Origin of the sequence: Caulobacter segnis (assembly GCF_029543125.1) — a bacterium.
GTDB classification, from domain to species: domain Bacteria; phylum Pseudomonadota; class Alphaproteobacteria; order Caulobacterales; family Caulobacteraceae; genus Caulobacter; species Caulobacter segnis_D.
This window is the reverse complement of sequence record NZ_JARQWW010000005.1, coordinates 132,055-157,163: the sequence shown is the minus strand read 5'-3', so window position 1 is coordinate 157,163 and position 25,109 is coordinate 132,055. Positions and strand designations below refer to the sequence as shown.

Here is a 25,109-nt window from a genome sequence, read left to right as displayed (position 1 = left end):
GAGGTCGTGCTCGCGCCCGAACCGCATCTCGACCATCCGGCCGAGGACGCGTCCGACGAGCCGATCTTCACCCTGCCGGGCATGTCCTCCTTCGATCCGCATCATGACGAGGAGCCGGACGCAGCCCGCGCCCTCACGCCGGAGGGCGAGGACGCTCAGGTCGATGTCGCCGCGCCGCATGCCTTCGAAGGGACCGAGCAGGAGCTCAAGCCGGCCGAGACCGTGGCCTATTCAGAGCCTCCGCCGCGCATCCTTCAGGTCGAGGCTGCGCCGCCGCCGGAGCATCAGGATGAGCAGCCGTTCTCCTGGATCACGCCCCAGCGCCGTGGCCGTCGGGGCAAGGACGGTGCGCCTGCCAAGGTCGGGCTGGCCATGCCGGTGATCGCTGGTGTCACCGGCGCCGTGTCCTTCGCCTTCAGCGTGCTGATGATTCCCAACGCCGCGCCGGATCCCAACGGTGATCCGACCATCGGTCTGATGATTCTGTGGGGCTTTGGGGCGGTGGGCATCGGCTTGTTCGGTTGGGCCGCCTATCGTCTTCTGACCCTGCTTGGCGGGGCCGAGAAGGACGACGACAAGGCATGATCTTGCGCGGGGCTCATGATATCCGGGTTCCATGATCCCGAATTCCGGCCCCGCACTCGATTTCGCTCTCGGTGAGACCGCCGACGCGATCCGTGAAACCACCGCCCGCTTCGCGGCGGACAAGATCGCGCCCCTGGCGGCGAAGATCGACGAGACCAACACCTTCCCGCGAGAGTTGTGGCCCCAGATGGGCGAGCTCGGCCTGCACGGGATCACGGTGGAGGAAGCCGACGGCGGCCTCGGCCTCGGCTATCTGGAGCATGTGGTGGCGATGGAGGAGGTCTCCCGCGCCTCCGCTTCGGTGGGCCTCAGCTACGGCGCGCACTCGAACCTTTGCGTCAATCAGATCCGCCGCTGGGCCACGCCGGACCAGAAGGCCCGCTACCTGCCGAAACTGATCAGCGGCGAGCATGTCGGCTCCCTGGCCATGAGCGAGGCCGGCGCCGGCTCCGACGTAGTCTCCATGAAGCTGAAGGCTGAGAAGGTCGGCGACCGCTACACCCTGAACGGCACGAAGTTCTGGATCACCAACGCACCGCACGCCGACACTCTGGTCGTCTACGCCAAGACGGGCGAGGGGAGCGGCGGCATCACCGCCTTCCTGATCGAAAAGGGCTTCAAGGGCTTCAGCGTCTCCAAGAAGCTCGACAAGATGGGCATGCGCGGTTCGGACACCGCCGAACTGGTCTTCGAAGACTGTGAAGTCCCGGAAGAGAACGTCATGGGCCCCGTCGGCGGCGGCGTCGGCGTGTTGATGAGCGGCCTGGACTATGAGCGCGCCGTGCTCTCGGCCGGCCCGCTCGGCATCATGCAGGCCTGCCTCGACGTTGTTCTGCCCTACGTCCGCGACCGCAAGCAGTTCGGCAAGGCCATCGGCTCCTTCCAGCTGATGCAGGCCAAGGTAGCGGACATGTACGTGGCTCTCAGCTCGGCCCGCGCCTACGTCTATGCCGTGGCCCGCGCCTGCGACGCCGGCAAGACCACTCGTTACGATGCTGCCGGCGCGATCCTGCTGGCGTCTGAAAACGCCGTGAAGGTCAGCCTGGAGGCCGTTCAGGCCCTGGGCGGCGCCGGCTACACCAAGGAGTGGCCGGTGGAGCGCCTAGTTCGCGACGCCAAGCTCTACGACATCGGGGCGGGGACCAATGAGATCCGCCGCTTCCTGATCGGCCGCGAACTGATCGGGGCCTGAGGCGCCTAAATGCGGCGGATGCGCTCCGCCGCATTTACATTCGGGGCGCGTGCGCCTAGAGGCTCCAGCCTTTATGACAGGTATGTGACACCTGCGGGGCTCGACTGATGATCAAGATGTTCCAGGCGCTGATGCCGAAGGAAGAGCGCTTCTTCGACCTCTTCAACCGCCATGCCCAGACCCTGGCGCTCGGCGCCCGCGCCCTGCGTGAGCTGCTCGACGGCGGTCCCGGTCTGGAAGCCGCCTGCGCCCGCGTCATCCAGCACGAGAACGAGGCCGACGATGTGGCCCGCGAAGTGCTGCAGGCCGTGCGCCGCACCTTCATCACCCCCTTCGACCGCAGCGACATCAAGGGCCTGACCGCCTCCCTCGATGACGCCATCGACCAGATGCAGAAGACGGCGAAGACCATCGCCTTGTTCGAGGTGAAGACCTTCGAGCCGAAGATGCGCGAGATGGCCGACCTGATCATCGACGCCGCCGACCGCACCGTGGCCGGCGTGGCCCTGCTGTCGAAGATGCGCGAGAACAGCGCCTCCCTGAACGCCTTCGCCGAGGCGATCATCAATCTCGAGGAGAAGGGCGACACGCTGCACGACGAGGGTCTGAAGGCCCTGTTCCTGGCCAACCAGGACCAGGCCATGAACTTCATCATCGGCCGCGAGATCTACAGCCACCTGGAGAAGGTGCTCGACCGGTTTGAGGACGTGGCCAACCGCGTCAGCGGCATCCTGATCGAACACCTCTAGGCCGGACGCGCCGTGGTGGAGCTGCTTCCTTTCGTCATCGTGCTGATCGGCATCGCGCTGCTGTTCGACTTCCTGAACGGTCTGCATGACGCCGCCAACTCCATCGCCACCATCGTGGCGACGCGCGTCCTGCCGCCGAACTGGGCGGTGTTCTGGGCGGCGTTCTTCAACTTCATCGCCTTCCTGGTGTTCGGCCTGCATGTGGCGAACACGGTGGGGACGGGGATCATCTCGCCCGATCTGATCGACAACCGGGTGATCTTCGGGGCGCTGATGGGCGCCATCTCCTGGAACGTCATCACCTGGATGCTCGGCATTCCGTCCTCCAGCTCCCACGCCCTGATCGGCGGCTTGCTGGGCGCGGGGATCAGCAAGGCGGGATTCTCCGCCGTGGTGCTGAAAGGCGTGCTGAAGACGACCTTCGCCATCGTTCTGTCGCCGACCGTTGGTTTTCTGCTCGCCCTCGTGCTGGTCCTGATCGTTTCCTGGGCCTTCCTGAAAACTTCCCCTGCACGGGCGGATGGAATCTCGCGCAAGCTGCAGTTCGTTTCGGCTTCGCTCTATTCCCTCGGCCACGGCGGCAACGATGCGCAAAAGACGATGGGGATCATCGCGGTGCTCATGTACTCGAACGGCATGATGCAGGGCGGCTTTCACGTGCCGTTCTGGGTGGTGATCACCTGCCAGAGCATGATGGCCCTTGGCACGCTCATGGGCGGCTGGAAGATCGTCCACACCATGGGCTCGAAGATCACGCGCCTGTCGCCGATGCAGGGCTTCTGCGCCGAGACGGGCGGGGCGATCACCCTGTTCGGGGCGACCTATCTGGGCATTCCTGTTTCGACCACCCATACGATCACCGGCGCCATCGTCGGCGTGGGCGCGGCGCGGCGCGTGTCGGCCGTCCGCTGGAACGTAGCCAAGAGCATCGTCACCGCCTGGGTCATCACCATGCCGGCGGCGGGCGCAATCGGCGCGGCGTTCTATTTCATCTCGGGACTGTTCGCCTGATGAAGCAGACCATGGTCATCGACGACGACGGGCAGGAGGTGGGCCAGCAGTACGGCGCGCTGCCTTTCCGTGTGCGCGATGGCCTGGAGATCCTGCTGATCACCTCGCGCGAAACCCAGCGCTGGGTCATCCCGAAGGGCTGGCCGATGGAGCGCAAGACCGCCGCCGGGGCCGCTTCGACCGAAGCCTGGGAGGAAGCGGGAGTGAAGGGCGAGGTCTTCGAAACCGCCGTCGGCGCCTATCGCTACGACAAGGTGCTCAAGAAGGGCGAGGCCATCCGCTGCCGCGTGGATGTCTTCCCCCTGCGCGTCCTGGTCCAGACGATCTCCTGGCCGGAAAGCGACCAGCGCACCCTGCGCTGGTTCACGCCGGAGGAGGCGGCCGCATCTGTCGCTGAGCCGGAGCTGGCCCAGCTGATCCGCGCCTTCACGCCGCCCGTCAGGGCCTAGGCCGCGCGACGAGCCGGTTCTTCGTCGAACAGGTCGAAATAGGCTTCCCAGGGTTCCGGCTGGCTGCGGCGCAGCTGGGCGTCGTCGATGACCCGGACCACCTGACCTTCCCGCTCGTTCCAGACGACCGTGATGTCCGCCACCCGGGAGACGCCGCCGCCCAGGGCTTCCAGCACGTCCGGCTGGGCGAGGCGCTCGGGACTGATGCGCAGCTTGGTGCGGTCGGCGCCGGCCGGCTCCTGCACGTCGGCGAAGGCCAGGACGGCGGTGATCATGTCCGAGGACAGCGGCGAGGTGGTGAAGGGACGGAAGGCGAAGAGGGCGGTCATCGGCGGCGATCCAGCTCTGCGGTTTTGCTGAGAATGAATTTGAACAGGCGCTGCGACAAAATCGGACGTATGGTGTCGACATGCGTCACGACAAGGCAGCACTACTCCTCGACCTCGCGCGCCGGCTTGCAGGATCCGCCGAAGGTTTGACCCTGGATGAGATGGCGGAGGGCCTGGGCGTCGGCCGTCGGACGGCGGAACGGATGCGCGACGCGGTCTGGGCCGTCTTCCCGCAGATGGAGGCGGTGGAGGACCCGCCGACCAAGCGTTTCCGTATCCCGTCGGGTCTCGACAGCCTGTTCCAGGCGCCGACGGCGGACGAGATGGTCGCCCTGCGCACCGCGGCCGATTCTCTGAAGGTCAGCGGCGGCACAGCACGGGCGGAAGCGCTCTACAGCCTGGAGCGCAAGCTGCTGGCCGCCATGCGCGCCCAGGCCCGCCGCCGGCTGGCCCCCGACATGGAGGCCCTGGTCCAGGCCGAGACCATCGCTGTCCACGCGGGAGCCCGTCCCATGGAAGACGCGGCCGTCCTGAGCGCCATCCGCACGGCGATCACCGGCCTGACCGCCCTGCGCTTCAAATACGACGGCGGGTCGAAGCCGGGGCGCGAGCGGGAAGTGACGCCCTTCGGCGTCATGTTCGGCCGCAGCAACTATCTGGTGGCGGGGGAGGGCAAGTCGCCCGAGCCGCGCACCTGGCGTCTGGACAAGATTCGCGACGTGGAGGTCATGCCCTGGCACGCCGCGCCGCCGGAGGGATTTTCGCTGCAGGCCTTCGCCGACCAGAGCTTCGGCATCTACCAGGGGGCGGTGGAGGATGTGGTGCTCCACATCACGCCCGAAGGCGCCGAGGATGCTTTGCGCTGGCGCTTCCACGCCAACCAGTCGGTGGAGAAGCAGGCGGACGGTTCGGTGATCGTCGCCTTCCGCGCCAGCGGCATGCTCGAGCTGGCCTGGCACCTGTTCACCTGGCAGGACAAGGTGCGGGTCGTCTCGCCGCCCGCGCTTAAGACGATGCTGGTGCAGGAGCTGGAAAAGGCGCTGGCGGCGCACCGGGCCTAGGCTGGGTCGAGCAGCTTCAGCAGTTTCAGCTCCCGATCGCGGCGCTGACCCACGGGACGGATGTCCAGGTCGCCGCGCTCGAATGCGTCGAAGACGGCCGGGTGGATGTAGCACTTGCGGCAGACGGCGGCGGTGTTGCCCAGGATGCCGGCCACGGCCTTCACACAAGTGTTGAGGGTGCTTTTCGCTTCGGTCTTGCTCTCGGGCTCAGGCTGCATCGACAGGGCTTCCGCCATGGCCAGGGTGCCGGCCCAGGTGCGGAAGTCCTTGGCGGTGAAATCCTCGCCCATGGCTTCGCGCAGATAGGCGTTCACGTCGGCGGACTCGACAGGCCGCCTCTGGCCGTCATCGTCCACGTACTGGAACAGGCGCTGGCCGGGCAGGTCCTGGCAGGCGCGGACGATGCGGGCCAGGCGACGATCCTGGAAGCCGGTCTTGTGTGGAACGCCGCTCTTGCCCCGGAACTCGAAGATCGCGCCGGTCCCGGTCAGCTTCACATGCCGGTTGCGCATGGTGGTCAGGCCGAAGCTCTTGTTGGTCTTGGCGTATTCGTCGTTGCCGATCCGGATCAGGGTCTGCTCCAGCAGGCTGACCACGGCGGCCAGGACCTTTTCGCGGGGCAGACCGCGCTTGGCGAGGTCTTCCTCAAGCCGGCGGCGCAGCTTCGGCAAGGCGCGGCCGAAGGCGGCGGTGCGGCCATACTTGTGGTCGTCGCGGATGGCGCGCCAGTCGGCATGATAGCGGTATTGCTTGCGTCCCCGTGCGTCGCGGCCCACGGCCTGGATGTGGCCATCGGCGGTGGGGGCGATCCAGACGTCGGTCCAGGCGGGGGGAATGGCCAGCCTGTTGATGCGGTCGATGACGGCGGCGTCGCGGATGACCTTGCCGTCCTTCTCCCTATAGCTGAAGCCCTTGGCCGTCCTCATCCGGCTGAAGCCGGGGTCGCCGTCATTGACGTAGGTGAGGCCCGCGGCGGCGGCGAACTCCTCCGGACAGGCGGGTGTCTTGGTTTTGCGCGGCAAGCGGGCGTCCCTTCGCCGCCGGAACGTGGTAGGCGAGGGGGCAGTTCCGCTTCCGAGACCGCCGCCTTGAACTACCGCCACGCCTTTCACGCCGGCAATTTCGCCGACCTCGTCAAACACGGCGTGCTGACCGCACTGATGAGCGCCCTGACGCGCGAGGGCGCGCCGCTGACGGTGGTCGACACCCATTCCGGCGCCGGGGCCTATGACCTGACGGGCGAGATGTCCCGCCGTTCGGGCGAGGCGGCGGCGGGTATCTTCCGCTTGATGGCGGCGGCTGACAGTCCGCCAGCCTTCCAGCCGCTGAAAGACGCCGTGGCGGCTATGAACCGGGGCGGGGAGGTCGTGCTCTATCCCGGCTCGCCGCTGCTGGTGTCCCAGGCGCTTCGCAAGGCCGACCGCTATTTCGCCTGCGAGCTGCGGGAGGACGATTGGGCGACCCTGCGTGACACGCTGAAGCCGTTCCCGAACGCCGAGGCCCTGAACACAGACGGCTATGCGGCGGCGGTCGAGCGCATTCCGGCCAAGGGGCGTGCCTTTGTCCTGATCGACCCGCCGTTCGAGCGGGGCGACGACTATGCCCAGATCGCTCGTGCCGCCGGTGCGGTCCGCCGCAAGAATCCCGAAGCGTCCCTGGCCGTTTGGGTCCCGCTGAAGGACCTGGAGACCCTCGACCGTTTCCTGCGCGAGATGGAGGACGCCGCCGATGCGTCCCTGTTGGTGGCGGAATCGCGGCTGCGGCCGCTGAACAACCCCATGAAGATGAACGGCTGCGCCATGGTCATGCTGGGCGCGCCGGAGGCCGTAGTGGAGCCGGCGACGAGCATCTGTCATTGGGTCGCCGAACGCCTTGGTGATGCGGGCGGGGAGGCGCGGATCTGGCGAACCTGACATCGCGAATCTGTCACCGTTTGGCGCCTTTTCGCATTTGCTAACTGTGTTACGCTGCGTTGCAACATGTCGGGTCTTTGGAGATCGAGACAATGGCCAGCGAATTTCCCAAGCTTTCCCCGGACGCCGAGCGCGCCCTGCATTTTCCGCTCGGGGTGGTGTCGCCCCTGTGGTGGACCTTCGGAACCGCGGCGGCTGCCGGGGCCGCCTGGTGGTGGATGACCCGATGGACGCAGGTCTCCAGCCTGTCGGCCATGCTTGAGCCGACCAATCTGGAAGCCCTGATGTCGCCCCAGGTGGAGGCGGCCGAGGCTGTGGTCGAAGCAGCGCAAGAGATCGTTGAGACCGCCGCGGCTCCGGTCGCTTCGGCTTTCGAACCCGTCGAGGAAGTCACGCTGGAGGCCCTGGAGCAGGGCGATCTGGCGGTGGAGACCGGTGCGCCGCCGCCGATCGCCGCTGAATCCACCGAACTGGCCGATGACCTGACCCGCCTGGTGGGCGTCGGGCCGAAGCTTGCTGAGGCTCTGGTCGCCCGAGGCGTCCGCACCTTCGCCGAGATCGCCGCCTGGACCGAGGAAGACCTGGAGGCGGTGGACCGCGACCTGGACCTCAAGGGCCGCGCGGTTCGTGACGCCTGGGTGGCTCAAGCCAAGCGCTTCGCCGAGGCTGTGACACACTAGGGCAAAGTCCGGTCCTTCCCCCTTGATAGGGGAAGGGCAGGGATGGGGGATGCGGCGGTTGATTCAGCGCGGCTGAGCTTCAGCAATCACCCTCACCCTCGATCCCTCTCCCATCGAGGGAGAGGGAGGCAGACATGGCTTCGCGTTCTCACGGATCAGAACCCGCAAGGTTGGAAGGGCGGCGGAGCGGCCTGACCTTTGTCAGGCGGTGGAGTTTTTGCAGTGCCGGGTTCGACGCAGGTCGTTCCGCTCCGCGCGAGCCGTTATCCGGGAGCTGTCGGTAGGCAGCGCTCTTAGCGCTTAGCCGACGAAGCCTCCGACGGGCGGGCTCCCCCAGCGTGGGATGCCCCGGTCCGCGTGAGTAACCCCCTCACGCCTGCTGCGCGCCGCCGATGTCACGTCGCTTTGGGACGTGAGCAGTGTCCGGACAGGGATCGCTCCCCTCCTTCCCACCACCGACGGTCGCGCTTCCCGCTCGACCGCATCCCCCTCACGACACAGCGCTGGCCGCGCGCCCTTCCCGTGATGGGGACGGTCAGGAGCTTACGGGAGGTGGAATGGGGGCGGATAAGTTCGCTGATCTCCCCGCCCCACATTCGTCTTCCTAGGCCTTGTGCCTAGGACCCAGAGACTCCGTAGCGGCAGGACTTGGCGCGGCGACCATCGCCGCACTCCACCAATAAGCTCAGCCGTTTCTGGGCCCTAGGCACAAGGCCTAGGGTGACGGAGTTTGGGAACCGCAGCAGTCACCGTCCCCCGGATGGGGCGAAGGATAGGTGCGTAGTGGAGCTTCCTTCCCCAATCCGCGTTCCATCAGCATGAGCAAGGAACACGCCCATCAGGCCTGGCGGCATGCGGAGACGATCAAGCGGTTGTCCGACCGTCTGGTCGGCGTCGGACCGATCGGCATCGGACTGGACGGGGTGATCGCCTGGATACCGGGCGCCAACGCCGCCTACAGCCTGGGCGTGGGCGGTCTGCTTATGGCGCATGCGGTGCGCTCACAGGCAGGTGGGGCGACCATCGCGCGGATGGCGGCCTATCTGATCGCCGACACCGCCAGTTCGGGCGTGCCGATCGTCGGCTGGGCGGTGGACACCCTGTTCCCGGGCCACCTGATGGCGGCCCGCGCGCTGCAGAAGGACATCGAGGCGCGCCACGGCAAGCCCGCGGACGCGGCCACGACCAAGCGCTGGCCGTTCAGCCGGCGGGGGAAGTCACCTCCGGCTGCTCATAGCCCAGCTGCCGGTTGAGCTGCTCCAGCAGCTCCACGGCGGCTTCAGCCACGACTGTGCCCGGCGGGAAGATGGCGGCGGCGCCGGCGTCGCGCAGGGCCTGGAAGTCCTGCGGCGGGATGACACCGCCGACCACCACGATGATGTCCTCTCTACCCAGACGGGCGAGCTCTTTCTTCAGCTCCGGCACCAGGGTCAGGTGGCCGGCGGCCAGGGAGCTGGCGCCCACCACCTGGACGTCATTCTCCACCGCCTCCTGAGCCGCTTCGGCGGGAGTCTGGAAGAGGGGGCCGATCTCCACGTCGAAGCCGAAGTCGGCGAAGGCGGTGGCGACCACCTTCTGGCCCCGGTCGTGGCCATCCTGGCCCATCTTGGCGACCATGATGCGGGGCTTGGAGCCGTGGGCCTCCTCGAAGGCGCGGGCCATGCCCCGGGCGCGCTGGGCGACGGGGTCGTCGCCGGCTTCGCGGAGGAAGACGCCCTCAATGGCCTTGATCTGGGCGCGGTGGCGGCCGAACACCTTTTCCAGCGCCATGCTGATCTCGCCCACCGTGGCCTTGGCGCGGGCGGCGTCCACGGCCAGGGCCAGCAGGTTGGCGTCGCCGCGCGCGCCGTCCTCCAGCGCCTTGAGCGCCGCTTCCAGCGCCTTTGGGTCACGCTCGGCCTTCAGGCGGGCCAGTTTTTCGAGCTGCTGGTTGCGGACCGAGGTGTTGTCGACCTTGAGCACCGGGATGTCGTCCTCGACCTCCGGCTTGTAACGGTTGACGCCGACCACGGTCTGGCGACCGCTGTCTATGCGGGCCTGGGTCTTGGCGGCGGCTTCCTCGATGCGCAGCTTGGGCAGGCCCTGGTCGATGGCCTTGGCCATGCCGCCGAGGGCCTCGACCTCCTCGATGTGCTTGAGGGCGCGGGCGGCGAGGTCGTGGGTCAGGCGCTCCACATACCAGCTGCCGCCCCAAGGGTCGGCCACCCGGGTCGTGCCGCTTTCCATCTGGAGGAACAGCTGGGTGTTGCGGGCGATGCGGGCGGAGAAGTCCGTGGGCAGAGCCAGGGCTTCGTCAAGGCTGTTGGTGTGCAGGCTCTGGGTCTGGCCGTTCACGGCGGCCATGGCCTCAACGCAGGTGCGCGCGACGTTGTTGAACACGTCCTGGGCGGCCAGGGACCAGCCGGAGGTCTGGCTGTGGGTGCGCAGGGACAGGCTGCGCGGATCCTTGGGATTGAACTCCCGCTTCACCAGGCGGGCCCAGAGCAGGCGGGCGGCCCGCATCTTCGCCACCTCCATGAAGTAGTTCATGCCGATGGCCCAGAAGAAAGACAGGCGCGGCGCGAACTGGTCCACGTCCATGCCGGCGGCGACGCCGGCGCGGATGTACTCGATGCCGTCGGCCAGGGTGTAGGCCAGCTCCAGGTCGGCGGAAGCGCCGGCCTCCTGCATGTGGTAGCCGCTGATCGAGATCGAGTTGAACTTCGGCATTTCGCGCGAAGTATATGAAAAGATGTCGGAAATGATCCGCATCGAAGGTTGGGGCGGATAGATGTAGGTGTTCCGCACCATGAACTCTTTGAGGATGTCGTTCTGGATCGTGCCGCTCAGCTTGGCGGCGGGCACGCCCTGTTCCTCGGCCGCGACGATGTAGAGCGCCAGGATCGGCAGCACGGCGCCGTTCATGGTCATGGACACGCTCATCTTGTCGAGCGGGATGCCGCTGAACAGGGTGCGCATGTCGAGTATGGAGTCGATGGCCACGCCGGCCATGCCGACGTCGCCCGTGACCCGCTCGTGGTCCGAGTCGTAGCCCCGGTGGGTGGCCAGGTCGAAGGCCACCGACAGGCCCATCTGACCGGCCGCCAGGTTGCGGCGGTAGAAGGCGTTCGACTCCTCGGCCGTGGAGAAGCCGGCGTACTGCCGGATGGTCCACGGGTTGGTCACATACATGGTCGGGTAGGGGCCGCGGCCGAAGGGCGCTAGGCCGGGGTAGCCGGAAAGGAAGTCCAGCCCCTCCACGTCGTCGGCGGTGTAGGCGGCCTTGATGTCGACGCCTTCCGGCGTGGCCCAGGCGTCGCCGTTGGTGGAGTGAGCGACGGTTTCGCCCGTGGTCCAGGGCAGGGTCGCGAAGTCGGGGAACTGGCTCATGATCAGGCTCCCGTCATCGAGAGGGCGCGGTCGAGGACCGCCACGGCGTCCATGCCGGCGAAGACGAACTCGTCCACCCCATCGGCCTTCAGTTCGCGCTCCAGGTCGCCGGGCTTGCCGGCGAGGTAGAGGTGCTTCACACCCGCGGCCTTGAGCGTCTTGGCGGCGCGGCCGGCCTCTTCGGCATACTTCTCATCGGAGGAGCAGAGGATGGCCAGGGCGGCCTTGGCGGGATCGTACTCGTCCATTGTCCCGACCTCGGCGGCGACCCCGCCGGCGGCGAACAGGTTGCGGGCGAAGGTCAGGCGAGCGGTGTAGTCCGTGGGTGCGCCGAGGGTGGCCAGGAAGACCGCCGGCTTCGATGCGGCGGCCCGGTCGCGCAGCGCTTCGAAAGGCTCTGACAGCCGCATGGGGGGCAGAGGGCGGCACTTGCTGTCCGGGCCAGGCAGGCGGACGTCGGGGTGCTCGGCGGCGGGAGTCGGCGCGGCGGATTCGGTCTCCACCACGGTCTCCGAGATGTTCGGGAACTCGGAGGCGCCGACCAGGCCGTCCTTGCGCGAGACCACGGCGGCGAGGCGGGCGGCGCGGGCCTTGTCGACCTCGTCCTGAATGGCCCCGGCCTCAAGGGCGGCGATGATCCCGCCGGCCTGCTCGATGGCCTGGAAGGCGGCCCAGCCGGCCTGGGCCAGCTGGTCGGTGAGGGTGTCGAGATACCAGGCGCCGCCGGCCGGGTCGGCCACGCGGCCCAGGGCGCTCTCCTCCATGAGGACAAGCTGTGTGTTGCGGGCCTGGCGGCGGGCGAAGGCGGTGGGCAGGCCGATGGCGTCGGTGAAGCAGCCGATGCGCACGGCGTCGGCCCCGCCCACGGCGCCCGCGAAGCCGGCGGCGGTGAGGCGCAGCAGGTTGGTCCACGGGTCCAGCCTGCTGAGCATGCGCTGCGAGGAGCGGGCCTCGATGCGGACCGGGACATCCGCGCCGCAGGCGGCGGTGATGCGCGCCCAGATGGCCTTGGCGGCGCGGACCTTGGCGACGCCGGTGAAGTATTCGCCGTCCAGGCTGACGCCCAGGGTGATCCCGGCCAAGGCCTTGTCCATGGGCAGGCCGGCGCGGACCAGGGCCTTGGCGTAGGCGATGGCGGCGGCGGCCATGACCCCTAGCTCCTGGGAGTCGGCGGCCCCGGCCTCATGCGCGGCGCGGCCGGAGGCCAGGAACAGCTCGGCCTTGGGATAGGACTGGACCAGCCGCGCCGCGACGGTGGCGGCGCTGACGATGTGGCTTTCGATCGGCCCGGGGCTGATCCCGGCCTGCGCCCAGGCGGTCAGAGGATCGAGATGGAAGGCGAGGGGGGCGGCGGGGGCGTTCTTGGCCAGGGGCGCGAGCCAGTCGGCGGCCCTGGGGCCGAGAAAGCCGGCCTCCAGCGCCACGGGAGCCATGTCCACATAGACGCCGTCCAGCACGCGGGCGAGGTCGGAGGCGGCGCCCACGGCGATCCCGTCCTGGCCGGTCGGATCCAGGCGCAGGGTGACGGAGACAGCGCCGTTCTCCAGATCCTTCAGAGCCTCGGCGTTGGCGCGGGCGGGATCGGGATGGGCGACGGCGACGCGGATGTCCCAGGGGACCCGCGGATCGCGCGGGCGGAGGTCGCGGACCACGTCCGGCGCCTCGGTGTAGAGTGGCTGGATCGAAAGGCCGTCATAGGTGCGGCGGACCAGCCGCTTGCCGAAGTCGGCGCCCTTCAAGGTCTTGTCGACCAGACCCATCCAATCGGCGTGGGAGGGCGGGGTGAAATCGTCCGCCAGCTTGAGGGTTTCGTCAGCCAACCTGCTTGCTCCCGCCGCGATGCAGCATTTTTTCTTCGGTCATGCGCCCCGTCCCCAAGGTCAGTCAAGCGGTGCTTGCGCGCTTGGAACAGACGTTTTACTTACATCGTACATCAATAAGCCGTCGGGAGAGACGACCATGGCCCTGCCGCCCATTCTGCGTGACCGCCTGCGCCTGCCGATCATCTGCTCGCCCATGTTCATCGTTTCCGGGCCGGAGCTGGTGCTGGCCCAGTGCAAGGCGGGGGTGGTGGGTTCGTTCCCGTCGCTGAACGCGCGGCCGATCTCGCAACTGGACGAATGGCTGCACCAGATCACCGAAGAGCTGGCGGCCTATGACAAGGCCAATCCCGACGCGCCGAGTGCGCCCTTCGCGGTGAACCAGATCGTCCACAAGTCCAACAGCCGCCTGGAGGAGGATGTGGAGCTGTGCGTGAAGCACAAGGTTCCGATCATCATCACCTCGCTCGGCGCACGTGAGGACCTCAACCACGCGGTCCATTCCTATGGCGGGATCACCCTGCACGACGTGATCAACAACCGCTTCGCCCACAAGGCCATCGAGAAGGGCGCCGACGGCCTGATCCCGGTGGCGGCGGGCGCGGGCGGCCATGCGGGGGTGCTGTCGCCCTTCGCCCTGCTGCAGGAGATCCGCGAGTGGTTCGACGGGCCGGTCGCCCTGTCCGGCGCTATCGCCCACGGCCGCTCGATCCTGGCGGCGCAGGCGGCGGGCGCGGACCTGGGCTATGTGGGCTCGGCCTTCATCGCCACCAAGGAAGCCAATGCGGTCGAGGGTTACAAGCAGATGATCGTCGACAGCGGCGCGGACGACATCGTCTATTCGAACCTGTTCACCGGGGTGCACGGCAACTATCTGGCGCCGTCGATCGTGGCGGCCGGCCTGGACCCCGCCAACCTGCCGGTCAGCGACCCGTCGGCCATGAATTTCGGCTCGGGCGGCAACTCGGCGAAGAAGGCCTGGAAGGATATCTGGGGCGCCGGCCAGGGCGTGGGGGCGGTGAAAGACGTGCTGTCCGCCGGCGACCTGATCGCCCGCATGTCGGCCGAGTACGAGGCCGCCAAGGCCGAACTGGCCGCCAAGACCGCTCTGACTGGCGGCCGCTCTTTGGCTTTCGCCGCCGAATAAGGCGGGGATAGCCGACGACAAATCCGCCCCCGCCGGGGCGGCCTGATGCTGGGCGTCTTTTCCGGAACGGAGAGACGCCCTTGTCCGATGACGCGACGCCCCGCCTGGGGCTGCCCTACCTGGCGGCCGGCCAGGCCCAGAAGCATGTCACCCTCAACGAGGCCCTGAGCCGTCTGGACGGGCTGGTGCAGCCGGCCGTGGCCAGCCGCGCGACGGCGGCTCAGCCGGCGAGCCCGGCTGACGGAGTTCTGCATATCCTGCCCGCCGGCGCCACGGGGTCGGACTGGTCCGGCCGCCCGGCTGGAACCCTGATGCGGTTCGAGACGGGGGCGTGGGAGGTGCTGCCGGTCCAGCCGGGCTTCCTGGCCTGGATCGCCGACGAGCAGGTGCTGGCCGTTCGTACGGAAGCCGGCTGGACCGCGCTGTCCTCCACCTTCCGCAACCTGACCGCCGCCCTCTCGCCCAGAGGCGCGGCGACGCGGTTCGAGATTCGCGAGCAGGAACTGACCTTGGCGGGCGGCAGCGTGGTCAGCACGGTGGTCATTCCGTCGCGCGCCATCGTCCTGGGCGTCTCCACCCGCACGACCCAGACAGTGACTGGGGCGAGCAGCTATAGCTGCGGCGTGGCGGGGGAGGCGGGCAAGTTCGGCTCGCTGCTCGGCGCGGCCCTTGGCAGCACGAACATCGGGGTGGTGGGGCCGACCGCATTCTATGCCGACACGCCGGTGGTGCTGACCGCCGCGGGCGGCGCCTTCACCGGCGGCAAGGTAAGGCTGTCGATCCACCTGATGACCTTCGATGGGGCGGCGGCATGAGCGTGTCACCCCGCGAAGTCCCCGTTGCCGCCTATAAGCTGGTCATGGCCTGGGAGGGGCTGCGGCTGGAGGCCTATCGCGACTCCGGCGGCGTCTGGACCGTGGGGTACGGCCATACGGGGCAGGGCTTTGGCCAGGGCTTCAGGATCAATCCCGCGATCGCCCGGGCCTGGCTGGTCGAGGATGTGCTGACGGCTGGCGAACGCCTGGAGAGGCGCATCGGCCGGGAGGCGGTCGACCGCCTGAACGACAACCAGTACGCGGCCCTGCTGTCCTTCGTCTTCAACCTGGGCGCCGGAGCGGAGTGGACGATCTGGAGGCTGCTGTGTGAGGGGCGGCTAGACGAGGTCCCCAATCAGATGGCGCGTTTCGTCCATGCGGGAGGCGTCCGCCTGAAGGGGCTGGTCAATCGGCGGGCGGCCGAGATCAAGCTTTGGCGATCTGAGGCGGCGTAACCATACCTGCCGCTGGCGCTAACGCATTTATGGCCTACATTGATCTCAGACGAGGAGGCCGAGATGGGCGTGAATGTGCGCAATGCGGTGGTTCAGAACGAAGGGCGGACGGTCGCGTCTGCGCATTTCGTCGCCGCCCAGGGCCTCAGCCAGACCGACAAGGTCGCGGCCCTGTCTGCGCTCGTGAACGACGCCGCCGCCACCCTGGGCCTGCCCTTCCAGGGACCTGAGGCGGCGGAGGTTCTCTATCAGATCGCCGATGAGCGTGCGGGGGCCACCAGCATCGCCTTCGAGAACAATCCGACGCCTGAGGTCGAGCCTGAGCCGGCCGATCAGCCGCTGCACCAGCGTCTATGGAATACGGTTCACACCCGCACTGTGATCATCGCGGCCAGCGCCCTGGTGTTCGGCGCACTGGTCGGGGCCGTGCTGCGCGGCGCCTAGTCGCGAAATCGCTGAGAAACTTTGCTGTAGATCAAAGTGTTGTCTCTCCGATTTACTAGGAGAGGTGTATGTATTTTGAATTGTGCAAATATAGTTTGTGCAACTTAAAGTTGATGCCTGTAGCCTTCACTAGCATTTCCACGACGTGGCGTAGTTGAAATGGCGGAAGATGTTCAGGGGCTGCTTTCCCGCATCAATCAGCCGAACCTGCGTTATTTGACTTTCTCGGATCCGGAGGATGGCCCCGAGACGCGGCCTGCGTCGGTTGAAAGCCTGAAAGGCGGTGAGACCGATCTTCAGGCCTCGCCGCCGCCGAACAAAGGCGGACTTCTGAGGAAGTATCGCGACACGCCGCCCCGAGGTCCCGTTGCGGTTCCGGGGAGCGATGCGATCCCGCTGAAGCCCTTGTTTGCGCACTATGCCCGGTTGATGCAGCAGAAGACGCGGCGGCGCGGCTGAACTATTTGCTCCGCCGAAGCAGCGCCTTGGCGCCGAGGGCTGCAAAGCCCGCAAGCAGGCCCCAGAAGGCGGCGCCGAGGCCGAAGAGCGCCAGACCCGAACCTGTGGCCAGGAAGGTGATGGTCGCGGCGTCGCGATCCTCCGGCGTCGCCAGCATGGTCTCCATGGCGCCGATCAGGGCGGGGACCAGAGCGATGCCCGTCAAAGACAGAATCACCGACGAGGGCAGGGCCAGGAACAGCCGAACCAGGGCCGGGGCGAAGAAGGCCAGCACAAGATAGAAGCCGGCGTAGATGAGGCCCACCGTCCAGCGCTTGGTCTTGTCCGGATGAGCGTCCTGGCTGGTGCAGATGGCGGCGGTGATGGCCGCCAGGTTGACCGCATGAGCTCCGAACGGTGCGGCGATCATAGTGGCGACGCCGGTCCCCACCAGCAGCGGTCCAGGCTTGGGCTCGTAACCGGCCGTGCGGAGAACGACGAGGCCGGGAAGGTTCTGCGACACCAGCGTCACCAGGAACAACGGCAGGGCGATGCTGATGATCGCCCGGGCGTCGACAGCCGGAACCACGGGCGCCAAGGCGCCGAAAGTTGCGCCCGGAGCGAGCTGGCCGATGTCGCCGCGGAAAAGGGTGAGGCCGACGCCCACGACGAGAACCAGCGGCAGGGCGTAAAGCGGCGCGCGTTGCCGGGCCGCGAGGAACACCGCCACCAACAGGGTGACCAGCAGCGGATCGACCGCCGCGACCTTGAACAGGCCCAGGCAGAAGGGCAGCAGGACGCCTGCCAGCATGGCGGAGGCGACGGACGCCGGAATTTTCGCCGCCAGACGTCCGAGGGCAGGCACCAAGCCCAGCACCGCCATGAAGAGGCCGGCCGCCAGAAACGCCCCGACCGCCGACGGCCAGGCGAGGCCAGAGGCTGTGGCGGCCAGAAGCGCGGCGCCGGGCGTGGACCACGCCAGAACGATGGGCATTCTCACGCGGAAAGACAGCAGCCCGCCGGCGATGGCGATTCCCAGGCAAAGCGCGGTGACCGCTGACCCGGCCTGCTCCACCGAAGCGCCGAGGGTGCGCATGGCCTGGACCACCAGCGCCACGGTTCCGCCGAATCCGATCAGGGCGGCGATGAGGGCCGAGGACCAGGCGGGAATCGGGGGCAGGCGGCGAAGCATGATTCACCTATCCCATTTTTCGCACGGGGCATCAGTCCGGGCGCTGAGCGCGCAGGGGAATCCGCGTCTCTGAGAGCGATTTGATCAGATTGTCTGGAAAGTGGCGGGGGCCCAGATCGATGATCTGGGCCCCCGTGGTGCCGCCGGGCAGGATTGAACTGCCGACCTCAGCCTTACCAAGCCGTCCTAAGGCTACGCTAAAGTGCGAAAAAGCACGATAAATCATTGACTTAGGTTTTTCGTGTGCGAAGCTATTCGCGCTTACTAGCCGCCGCGCGCTTACTATGTGCTTACTGGAAGGGCGCGGGCTGGGGTCGCAAGTTCAATAGCCTGGAGGCCCTCATGGGCGCCCGCGTCAAACTCACCAAGCGGCTCGTGGACGCCGCCACCGCCCGGTCCCAAGATTATTTCATCTGGGATAGCGAAGTCGTCGGCTTCGGCCTCAAGGTCACCCCCGCGGGACGTCGCACATACGTGGTGCAATATCGGGTGGAGGGACGGTCGCGCCGCTTCAACATCGGCCTGCATGGCTCACCCTGGACCGTCGAGACCGCCCGGGGGCGGGCGCTGGCCTTGCAGGGCAAGGTTGTCGAAGGCTCGGATCCTCAGGCCAAGAAGGCCGTAGATCGCAAGGCGATCACCATCGCCCAGATGTGCGAGCTATACCTGACCGAAGGACTGGCGACGCGTAAGCCAGGATCGGTGGCGACGGCCCGGTCGGATTTGGACAATCACATCAAGCCGATGATCGGAGCGGTCCGGGCCGCCTCTGTCACACCCGAAGATGTCGACAAGCTTCTTCTGGACATCGCCGCAGGGAAGTCCGCCGTCCGTCGGCGGACGGGCAAGCGGCGCGGCGTGTCGCGGGTGAGGGGCGGCAAGGGCGCCGCCAACTCAGCGATCGCGACCTTGGGCGCCGCCTTCACCTTCGCCATTCGGCGTGGCGTGCGGCCTGACAATCCCGTGCGGGGCGTCCGCAAATTTCCGGAGAAGAAGCTGGAGCGGTTCCTGTCGCCCCGGGAGCTGGCGCGCCTAGGCGAGGCCCTAGCGGCCGCCGAGGCGCTTGGGGTCGAAAACCCCTTCGCCGTCTACGCCATCCGTTTGTTGGTGCTCACCGGCTGCCGCAAGAACGAAATCCTAGGGCTTCACCGCGTCTGGATCGACACTCATAACCGCTGCCTGCGTCTGCCCGACAGCAAGACTGGCTCCAAGGTCGTCCATCTCGGGGCCGCCGCGCTTGAGGTGATCCAAGGAATTCCTGAGGTGGTCGGCAATCCGTATCTTCTGCCCGGTCGCGGAGAGGTAGGGCGTCTCGCCGATCTGCAGTCGGCCTGGGAGCGCATCCGGGCCGCCGCCGGGCTGCAGGATGTCCGCATTCACGACCTGCGGCATGCCTTCGCAAGCTTGGGTGTCGCAGGCGGCGACAGCTTGGTGATCGTCGGAGCCTTGCTTGGCCATCGCACGGCCTCCACGACCCAGCGCTATTCCCACCTGGCCGATCATCCCCTGAAAGCCGCCGCCGACCGCATCTCCCATGAGGCGGCGACGATGATGGGGCTTAAGGCGGCCGCTGAGCCCAAGCCGCTTCGCGCGGTAGCGGCGGCCCCGGCGCCGGGGCAGGGTGGTCTGCTGGGTGCTGTGGTGGAGACCAAGTGGCTCGATACGCCAGCCGCGGCGGCCTATCTGGGTCACACCGTGGGAACGCTGCAGACCTATCGGTGGATGGGCACCGGGCCGCGGTTCAGGAAAATCGGACGGCGGGTGGTCTATGCGCAGGGGGATCTCGATGCGTGGCGAAACCTCGCTGCGAATGCGGCCTGATATCTTTGAGATGTGAATTCCAAAAAGGAATTATCCAACAATTAGATGAGCGATATGAATGTCGGGTTTTTGCATATCCATTTTGTCGGGTTTTTGATAATATGATTGTCGGGTTTTTGCAGAGAGGTCTTTGCATGGCTTCACAATCTTTGAAGCAGAAAATGGCTAGCAGGATCGCCAAGGCGCACCGCGACGTCTTTCTGCCGCGCGATTTTCAAGCCTTCGCCGGCGAGGATCAGGTGTTGAGAGCCCTTCGTCAGTTGGTCGCCGACGGACGCCTGTTTCGTATGGGTTATGGCGTTTATGTGCGAGCCACCGTGTCGAGCCTGAGCGGCAGGCCCATGATTGACAGCCCCAACGGTTTTGCAGGCGCGGCGCGTCAAGCCTTGACGAGGCTGAAGGTGGATTGGGAGCCGAGCGATAACGAGCGGGCCTACAACGAAGGCCGCAGCACCCAAATCCCCGTCAATCCGACGGTGAAGATCAAAGGTCGGTTCAGTCGAAAGCTGTCCGATGGACGTCGGGAGCTGCGCCTTGAAAGATCGGCCTGACGAGCGTCTCCTTCGCGAAGTCCAGGAGTTCCATGGCCTTCCTTCGGCGGCCTTGGTCGAGAAGGACTGGCACGTCGTTCGAGCGTTGAGCGCAATCCACGACGTATCTCTGGAAGGCATGGGGCTGGCCTTCGGCGGCGGCACGGCATTGGGTCGCGCTCATCGGCTGATCAAGCGGATGTCGGAGGATATCGACTTTCGGATCGTGGGAGCCGAGGGGAAGGGCGGGAGGGCTCTGACGCGTTTCCGCCAAGAGGTGACCCGGCGGCTGGAAGCGGCCGGCTTCGACGCCGAGCGGCGGCATGTCGATCATCGCGACACCTATGTTCGTTACGACCTGCCTTACGCGCCGATCATCAAGGGCGACGGCGTCCTGCGCCCAGAGATTAAGATCGAGCTGTCGGCGGGCTTTCCTGTTCGGAGGCCGACGATCGAGCTTGCAGTCAGCTCATTCGTCGCCGAGGCCCGCAGAGCCGGGCCAGAGCTCGTGTCTGTGCGATGCGTTTCGCTGGTCGATACGGGAGCGGACAAGTTTGTTGGTCTGGCGCGCAGAGCGGGGAAGGCCTACAGCCGCGGTGAGGAGCTTGATCCTACCTTGGTGCGGCACGTGTATGACCTGCACTGCTTGCGAGGCGCCTGCGATCTAAACGATCTCGTGGCGCTGGCCGTCGAAGTCATGGATGCGGAAAAAGCGCGCGGCGCCGAAGCCTATCAAGCTGACCCCATGGCCGAGACCTTAGCGGTGATCGCAAAGCTGTCCGAGGACAAGCTCTTCGTGGATGGGTATGGCCGGCTCATGGACGACATGGTCTTTGGCGACAAGCCGTCCTTCGGTGCAGCCTGGGGCGTGGTGACCGAAATCTGCTCCGCCGTGGTCGGCCTCAAAGCGGAGCCGGCGAAGTGCCACGTCTGAGAAGTGCGGCGCGCGTAGAATTCCCCCAATTCAAGCCCTTGCCGGAAGGACGGTTCGGACCTTTTCATTGAGGTTTTCGTCCTCTCCGATCACGAAGGGGAAGGTGGGTTGGTCAAACAGCGGCGAAGCCATGGAGACCTCCACCTTCCGCAGCGTTTCAGTGGACCGATTGGCGATGCCGAAGACCACAGCATCCTGGCCGAGGTGCCCGCGCGCGACGGCGAGCAGCTCTGCGTCGGGCGACGTCACCGTCATGGATTGGAACACTGCGCCCAAGACAGCCGCCAACTTAGGTCGCAAAAGCAGGTTCTCGTCGACCGCGCGAGTAGGCGAGATGAAGGTGAGCGCTGCATCGACGTCTTGAAAGCCTGCCTTGAGGGTAGCCTTGTCGGACTGGGAAAAGGAAGCCGCTTCCAATGTGGCTGCGTCCAGCTTGGATTGATCTGCCTGCGGCGTAACGAAGTAGTTTTCGATCGCGCCAGCGCGAAGGATGTAGCACCCCAGCTCACCGAGAATTCCGAGGAGTGCTTGGTATCGCAGGCTGAGGGCCTCGGCAGGGGCCGCCGCAGCGCCGCCAAAGCTCTTGGGCGATGTCAGAACGCGCGCGAGCGTCAGTCGCTTCTTGCCTGTCTCCTCAGCGGCGTCTTTGAACCAGGCCGGATAGGCCGCAGCCGCTTCGTCAACCGCATCTTTGTGCTTGCCCATGAAGGCCACGAGGTCGGTCCGCAGGTCCCGATCGAGCTTTGCGACGCTGCCATGTCCGGCTTTGCCTGCCACCGTCTCCGCACTGGGCAGGTTGCTGAAGAAGTTCACCAGCGTGTTGTCATCAGCCAGCGCATCGAGGTCGGCCAGCACGGCGACGGTCTTGCCCATTAGGGTGAAAAGCTTGGCGACCTCGGGAAACTGCCCCTTCCCACCCACGGGTAGAATTTGAACGTTTCGAGCCATAAGCGGCGTACCCAGGGAACGGGCAAGTTCGGCGGCCACGATCTCATCACTGGGGCCTTCCACCAACAGCACCCGCTGCGCGAACATGGCCATGCGGTGGGTTGCGCCGAGACGCGCGACCGTGGCCGCCACCTTCTTGTTTCGCAGCAACGCTTCACCGGCTTCGACCTGCTTGGGAGGGGAGGCAATGTCGTTGAAGAAGACAAGTCCCGGCAGATCGTCAGCAGCCCGGAGGGACAGCAGGCCTGGGGCGTGGGTGGCGATGATGATCAGCTTCTTGTTCGGCTCGGCCGGATCGCCCGCCACGGTCGCCATCTCTTCGAGAAGGAAGGCTTGGTGCTGTGGGTGGAGCGAAATCTCGGGCTCATCGATGAGCAGCGCCCCGATCTCGTCGTTGTGGATGGCCGCAAGAAGAGCCACCAGCTGTAAGATGCCGCTCGCCTCGACGTTGGCGGGGTATGGGCCGCCGCCTTTCAAAGGGCTGAACCGCGGGCTAAGCCCGGACTGTGACCATTGAAGCTCGATGCTTCGATCCAGCAATTGCTGCAGTCGAGCCTCGACCTTGAGCTTTAGATCTGCACGACGGCTGAGCGCCATGATGTCGCCGGTGACGCTTTCGATCTCCGACCATTGGTTGAGGTAGCTCGCATTCCCGACGGCGGCATCATCTCTCTCCAGATGGCCAGGGTGCATCATGGCTGACCTGTACTGCTCAAAGGGGCTGGCGCGCCCCGCCGATAGAAAACGGCGCTTTTTCCCGGCGAGCACGGGCGTGGCGGAAAGAATGGAGCTGATTGACCGCAACGCCCTGGTTTTGCCGCTCCCATTGGGGCCCACCAAGGTGGTGATGCCAGGGCGTAGCTTGATGTGGCCGTGAATTGCGCCGCTAACCCCTAGGAGGGGAACGCCGAGCGGCCACTCGAGGGTCTTTGGTGGGGGCGTAGAAGTCATCGGCGCAGTCCATGCTCAGAAGCTTGGCCATTGGGGGCTTGACCGTAGCCCGTCAACAACCAAGCCGCGACCTCAGTGGATTCACACACGCTGCGGCATATTCTCCACGGGGCGACCTCGCGGTCATGTTCTAGTCTGCGTCAATGAGCAGAAGATCATCCGCCCCGACCGCCGACGCGGTCCATCACACCGCGATCATCGGGAGTGCTGTGGCCCAGTGGTCAAAGCTGGCCTGGGACGCTCAGGTGTTCCACGACATCCAAGTCAACTATCCAGATGAGCCTGAACCGCTTTGCTATGCCGCGATCAATGTGTGCATCGCCGCGCAGAGCTTACCGGATTGGGTCGAGGCTACGCTGGTCAAGCGCCAACGCAGAGGTGGTCCCAAATTCAACAAGGCCGCCTTCAAAGCGCTCGTCGCTCAAGAACTGCCGACCCAAGCGGTATGTGAGGCCATCGCCAATACGGCCAAGCATGCCAATCTAAGACAGAGCGGGTGGCCGGGCGGAGAAGTGCGTCTGATTTGGTACGAAGGCGATGAGGATATCCCGCCAGGCTATGTGCTCGAGCATTTCAGCAAAGACCCCGATAGGTGCTCAGTCGCTGTGAGCAGCTTCGACGCCTTGTGCAGCGGCTGGTGGAGAGTGCTTGAGAAGATGCAAATGACCGAGGACGCTCCAGCCATGCCAAAATGGCGGCAACGGCAGGTCCGTCGCACTTTTGGGCAAGCGCTGGACGATGCTCTCGCTGGCAATCTCGCCAGCGAAGCCGCGTTCGCGACCTAAAGGCCGGAGCGGCGTCGCGCACAGGCGCGCTCACAGCCGAAATCTACTGCTTTGGCCCCGTTGTCGTCGCGTGCGCTGTGTCATGAGCGGCATTCTGCCAAGCGGGTTCGCAGTGGGCTTCACGCACTTCATCGCGCGATCTGCCGATTTTCCGCTATCAATATTCGAAGATTCCGATATCGTCGAAATACCGAAATCAACGGGGAGTTGTTCGATGAAGGGCTGGGTAATGGCGGCGGTTTTGGCCGCAATGGCGTCGAGTGCGCAGGCCGCGGACGCGGTCGGGGCGACGCCTGGCGTTGCAGTAAAGGGGGAGGGCCGCTGGCAGATGCAGTGCCGCATGGTCGTCGATGGACTGAACCAGACCGTTATCCTGTCGGCGCAGCGGGCCAGCTTCGCAAATAGCAAGCTGACCCAGTCGGAATGCACCTACCGTGGCGCATCAGACTCGGCGCTCGAGATTGCTGTGGTGGGTGCTGAAGCCTGCCCGTTTGGCGAAGCTGCTGGAGGCGCCTGCACATTGACGACCTCCAAAGGTTCTGGATCGTTCAAATTCCGGGTGCCAAGGGCGCATTAGGCCTCCATCGAGAGAGCATGATTGTGGGGCGGCTCATTTCCGCTATGGATGAACTATGGAAATGAAGCCTGCGGTCACTGCTCTCTCCGCCCTCGCGCACCAAGGGAGGCTTTCGACCTTCCGGATGTTGGTGCAGGCGGGACGCGAAGGCATCGCGGCCGGCGAGATCGCCCGCCGCCTTGAGGTTCCCCCCAACACCTTGTCGTCCAATCTGACGATCCTGGCCAATGCCGGACTGATCGACAGCCGTCGAGAGGGCCGCTCGGTGATCTACTCGGCCCACTTCGAGGCGATGACCGCGCTGCTGGAGTACCTGATGCAGGATTGCTGCGCAGGCTCGCCGGAAATCTGCGCCTCCCTCGCCGACATCGTCTTGCGCAGCCAATGCCGGCCTGAAGCCAATGCTTAGCGCTCAGGCTGGCGTGCGCTTGCGGACGGCGACGCGCGTCGACGCTGCTGCTATGGCCGAAATCTACAATCAGGGCATTGAGGATAGGGTCGCCACCTTCGAGACCTCTGCGCGATCAACGGAGCAGATGGCCGGCTGGTTCGAGGCGGGGGCGCCTATCGTGGTCGCCGAGGTCGACGGGGAAGTGGCCGGCTTCGCCGCCGCCTTCGCCTACTCAGATCGCTGCTGCTACGCCGGAATCTACGAGTTCAGCGTCTATGTTCACCGCAACTGGCGAGGCCAAAAGGTGGGCGAGGCGGCCATGGGCGCGTTGATCGACGCCGTTCACTCCGCCGGCGGCTGGAAGCTTCTCTCGCGGATTTTCGTGGAGAACAGCGCCAGCCGCGCCTTGATGGCCAAGGTCGGCTTCAAGGAGATCGGCGTGCATGAAAAGCACGGCAAACTCGACGGTGTCTGGCGCGACTGCGTGATCGTCGAGCGCCTGATCGCCGAGAACATCTCCTAG

Annotated in this window: 26 protein-coding genes; 20 read left to right on the top strand and 6 right to left on the bottom strand. The window is 66.1% G+C overall.

Going from position 1 to position 25,109, the window contains the following annotated elements; translation table 11 throughout:
- Window positions 1-616: 616 nt before the first annotated feature.
- From P7B02_RS15710 to P7B02_RS15695, 4 genes are all read left to right on the top strand, one after another.
- Window positions 617-1,777 (top strand): acyl-CoA dehydrogenase family protein, encoded by a 1,161-nt coding sequence (locus tag P7B02_RS15710; RefSeq protein WP_277787293.1) that lies wholly within the window; start codon window positions 617-619, stop codon window positions 1,775-1,777.
- 107 nt (window positions 1,778-1,884) lie between these two features.
- Window positions 1,885-2,526 carry a DUF47 domain-containing protein gene (locus tag P7B02_RS15705; RefSeq protein WP_277787292.1) on the top strand — a complete coding sequence of 214 codons (642 nt, stop codon included), beginning with the start codon at window positions 1,885-1,887 and terminating at the stop codon, window positions 2,524-2,526.
- 15 nt (window positions 2,527-2,541) lie between these two features.
- Window positions 2,542-3,537 (top strand): inorganic phosphate transporter, encoded by a 996-nt coding sequence (locus P7B02_RS15700; protein ID WP_277787291.1) that lies wholly within the window; start codon window positions 2,542-2,544, stop codon window positions 3,535-3,537.
- Complete coding sequence (locus P7B02_RS15695; RefSeq protein WP_277787290.1) at window positions 3,537-3,986, top strand: NUDIX hydrolase; 450 nt, start codon at window positions 3,537-3,539, stop codon at window positions 3,984-3,986. The genes P7B02_RS15700 and P7B02_RS15695 overlap by 1 nt, the downstream gene beginning before the upstream one ends.
- On the opposite strand, the gene P7B02_RS15690 is transcribed toward P7B02_RS15695, so the two are convergent.
- The gene (locus P7B02_RS15690) at window positions 3,983-4,315 is read right to left on the bottom strand and encodes a hypothetical protein (protein WP_277787289.1); all 333 of its coding nucleotides are present in this window, start codon (window positions 4,313-4,315) and stop codon (window positions 3,983-3,985) included. The genes P7B02_RS15695 and P7B02_RS15690 overlap by 4 nt on opposite strands.
- 80 nt (window positions 4,316-4,395) lie before the next feature.
- Between P7B02_RS15690 and P7B02_RS15685 the strand changes: the two genes are divergently transcribed.
- Window positions 4,396-5,376: a helix-turn-helix transcriptional regulator gene (locus P7B02_RS15685; protein ID WP_277787288.1), complete on the top strand. Its 981-nt coding sequence runs from the start codon at window positions 4,396-4,398 to the stop codon at window positions 5,374-5,376.
- On the opposite strand, the gene P7B02_RS15680 is transcribed toward P7B02_RS15685, so the two are convergent.
- Window positions 5,373-6,398, bottom strand: a complete 1,026-nt coding sequence (locus P7B02_RS15680) for a DNA topoisomerase IB (RefSeq protein WP_277787287.1) — start codon at window positions 6,396-6,398, stop codon at window positions 5,373-5,375. The two genes, P7B02_RS15685 and P7B02_RS15680, sit on opposite strands and share 4 nt — an antisense overlap.
- Window positions 6,399-6,464: 66 nt before the next feature.
- Here P7B02_RS15680 and rlmJ point away from each other — a divergent pair, with 66 nt between their 5' ends.
- From rlmJ to P7B02_RS15665, 3 genes are all read left to right on the top strand, one after another.
- Window positions 6,465-7,289, top strand: coding sequence for a 23S rRNA (adenine(2030)-N(6))-methyltransferase RlmJ (rlmJ, locus tag P7B02_RS15675; protein WP_277787286.1), 825 nt, complete (start codon window positions 6,465-6,467; stop codon window positions 7,287-7,289).
- Between the two features lie 92 nt (window positions 7,290-7,381).
- A complete protein-coding gene (locus P7B02_RS15670) occupies window positions 7,382-7,969 on the top strand; it encodes a helix-hairpin-helix domain-containing protein (RefSeq protein ID WP_277787285.1) in 588 nt (195 codons plus the stop codon).
- A gap of 818 nt (window positions 7,970-8,787) precedes the next feature.
- Window positions 8,788-9,222 carry a DUF4112 domain-containing protein gene (locus tag P7B02_RS15665; RefSeq protein WP_277787284.1) on the top strand — a complete coding sequence of 145 codons (435 nt, stop codon included), beginning with the start codon at window positions 8,788-8,790 and terminating at the stop codon, window positions 9,220-9,222.
- Here P7B02_RS15665 and scpA read toward each other — a convergent pair.
- Window positions 9,170-11,338 carry a methylmalonyl-CoA mutase gene (gene scpA, locus P7B02_RS15660; protein WP_277787283.1) on the bottom strand — a complete coding sequence of 723 codons (2,169 nt, stop codon included), beginning with the start codon at window positions 11,336-11,338 and terminating at the stop codon, window positions 9,170-9,172. The genes P7B02_RS15665 and scpA overlap by 53 nt on opposite strands.
- A gap of 2 nt (window positions 11,339-11,340) precedes the next feature.
- A complete protein-coding gene (locus P7B02_RS15655; protein ID WP_347276657.1) occupies window positions 11,341-13,158 on the bottom strand; it encodes a methylmalonyl-CoA mutase family protein in 1,818 nt (605 codons plus the stop codon).
- 139 nt (window positions 13,159-13,297) lie between these two features.
- Here P7B02_RS15655 and P7B02_RS15650 point away from each other — a divergent pair, with 139 nt between their 5' ends.
- From P7B02_RS15650 to P7B02_RS15630, 5 genes are all read left to right on the top strand, one after another.
- Complete coding sequence (locus tag P7B02_RS15650; protein ID WP_277787282.1) at window positions 13,298-14,305, top strand: NAD(P)H-dependent flavin oxidoreductase; 1,008 nt, start codon at window positions 13,298-13,300, stop codon at window positions 14,303-14,305.
- An 80-nt stretch (window positions 14,306-14,385) separates the two neighbouring features.
- A complete protein-coding gene (locus tag P7B02_RS15645; protein WP_277787281.1) occupies window positions 14,386-15,120 on the top strand; it encodes a DUF2793 domain-containing protein in 735 nt (244 codons plus the stop codon).
- Window positions 15,117-15,575: a lysozyme gene (locus P7B02_RS15640; protein ID WP_277787280.1), complete on the top strand. Its 459-nt coding sequence runs from the start codon at window positions 15,117-15,119 to the stop codon at window positions 15,573-15,575. Before P7B02_RS15645 ends, P7B02_RS15640 begins: the two co-directional genes overlap by 4 nt.
- A 63-nt stretch (window positions 15,576-15,638) precedes the next feature.
- The gene (locus P7B02_RS15635) at window positions 15,639-16,019 is read left to right on the top strand and encodes a hypothetical protein (protein ID WP_277787279.1); all 381 of its coding nucleotides are present in this window, start codon (window positions 15,639-15,641) and stop codon (window positions 16,017-16,019) included.
- A 159-nt stretch (window positions 16,020-16,178) separates the two neighbouring features.
- On the top strand, window positions 16,179-16,478 hold the full coding sequence (locus P7B02_RS15630; protein WP_277787278.1) for a hypothetical protein: 300 nt from the start codon (window positions 16,179-16,181) through the stop codon (window positions 16,476-16,478).
- Window position 16,479: 1 nt separating this feature from the next.
- Here P7B02_RS15630 and P7B02_RS15625 read toward each other — a convergent pair whose 3' ends face one another.
- Window positions 16,480-17,649, bottom strand: a complete 1,170-nt coding sequence (locus P7B02_RS15625; protein WP_277787277.1) for a benzoate/H(+) symporter BenE family transporter — start codon at window positions 17,647-17,649, stop codon at window positions 16,480-16,482.
- 342 nt (window positions 17,650-17,991) lie between these two features.
- Here P7B02_RS15625 and P7B02_RS15620 point away from each other — a divergent pair, with 342 nt between their 5' ends.
- The 3 genes from P7B02_RS15620 to P7B02_RS15610 all read left to right on the top strand — a co-directional run bounded on the left by P7B02_RS15620 (window position 17,992) and on the right by P7B02_RS15610 (window position 20,934).
- Window positions 17,992-19,470, top strand: a complete 1,479-nt coding sequence (locus P7B02_RS15620) for a tyrosine-type recombinase/integrase (protein ID WP_277787276.1) — start codon at window positions 17,992-17,994, stop codon at window positions 19,468-19,470.
- A gap of 134 nt (window positions 19,471-19,604) precedes the next feature.
- A complete protein-coding gene (locus P7B02_RS15615; RefSeq protein ID WP_277787275.1) occupies window positions 19,605-20,021 on the top strand; it encodes a DUF6088 family protein in 417 nt (138 codons plus the stop codon).
- A complete protein-coding gene (locus tag P7B02_RS15610; RefSeq protein WP_277787274.1) occupies window positions 20,005-20,934 on the top strand; it encodes a nucleotidyl transferase AbiEii/AbiGii toxin family protein in 930 nt (309 codons plus the stop codon). The genes P7B02_RS15615 and P7B02_RS15610 overlap by 17 nt, the downstream gene beginning before the upstream one ends.
- A 30-nt stretch (window positions 20,935-20,964) precedes the next feature.
- Here P7B02_RS15610 and P7B02_RS15605 read toward each other — a convergent pair whose 3' ends face one another.
- Window positions 20,965-22,833, bottom strand: coding sequence for an ATP-dependent nuclease (locus tag P7B02_RS15605; RefSeq protein ID WP_277787273.1), 1,869 nt, complete (start codon window positions 22,831-22,833; stop codon window positions 20,965-20,967).
- A gap of 245 nt (window positions 22,834-23,078) precedes the next feature.
- On the opposite strand from P7B02_RS15605, the gene P7B02_RS15600 reads away from it, so the two are divergent.
- The 4 genes from P7B02_RS15600 (at window position 23,079) to P7B02_RS15585 (ending at window position 25,109) form a co-directional block, all read left to right on the top strand.
- Window positions 23,079-23,618: a hypothetical protein gene (locus P7B02_RS15600; protein WP_277787272.1), complete on the top strand. Its 540-nt coding sequence runs from the start codon at window positions 23,079-23,081 to the stop codon at window positions 23,616-23,618.
- 82 nt (window positions 23,619-23,700) lie between these two features.
- Window positions 23,701-24,195, top strand: a complete 495-nt coding sequence (locus P7B02_RS15595) for a hypothetical protein (protein WP_277787271.1) — start codon at window positions 23,701-23,703, stop codon at window positions 24,193-24,195.
- A 55-nt stretch (window positions 24,196-24,250) separates the two neighbouring features.
- Window positions 24,251-24,604 carry an ArsR/SmtB family transcription factor gene (locus P7B02_RS15590; protein WP_277787270.1) on the top strand — a complete coding sequence of 118 codons (354 nt, stop codon included), beginning with the start codon at window positions 24,251-24,253 and terminating at the stop codon, window positions 24,602-24,604.
- Window positions 24,597-25,109 (top strand): arsinothricin resistance N-acetyltransferase ArsN1 family A, encoded by a 513-nt coding sequence (locus P7B02_RS15585; protein WP_277787269.1) that lies wholly within the window; start codon window positions 24,597-24,599, stop codon window positions 25,107-25,109. The genes P7B02_RS15590 and P7B02_RS15585 overlap by 8 nt, the downstream gene beginning before the upstream one ends.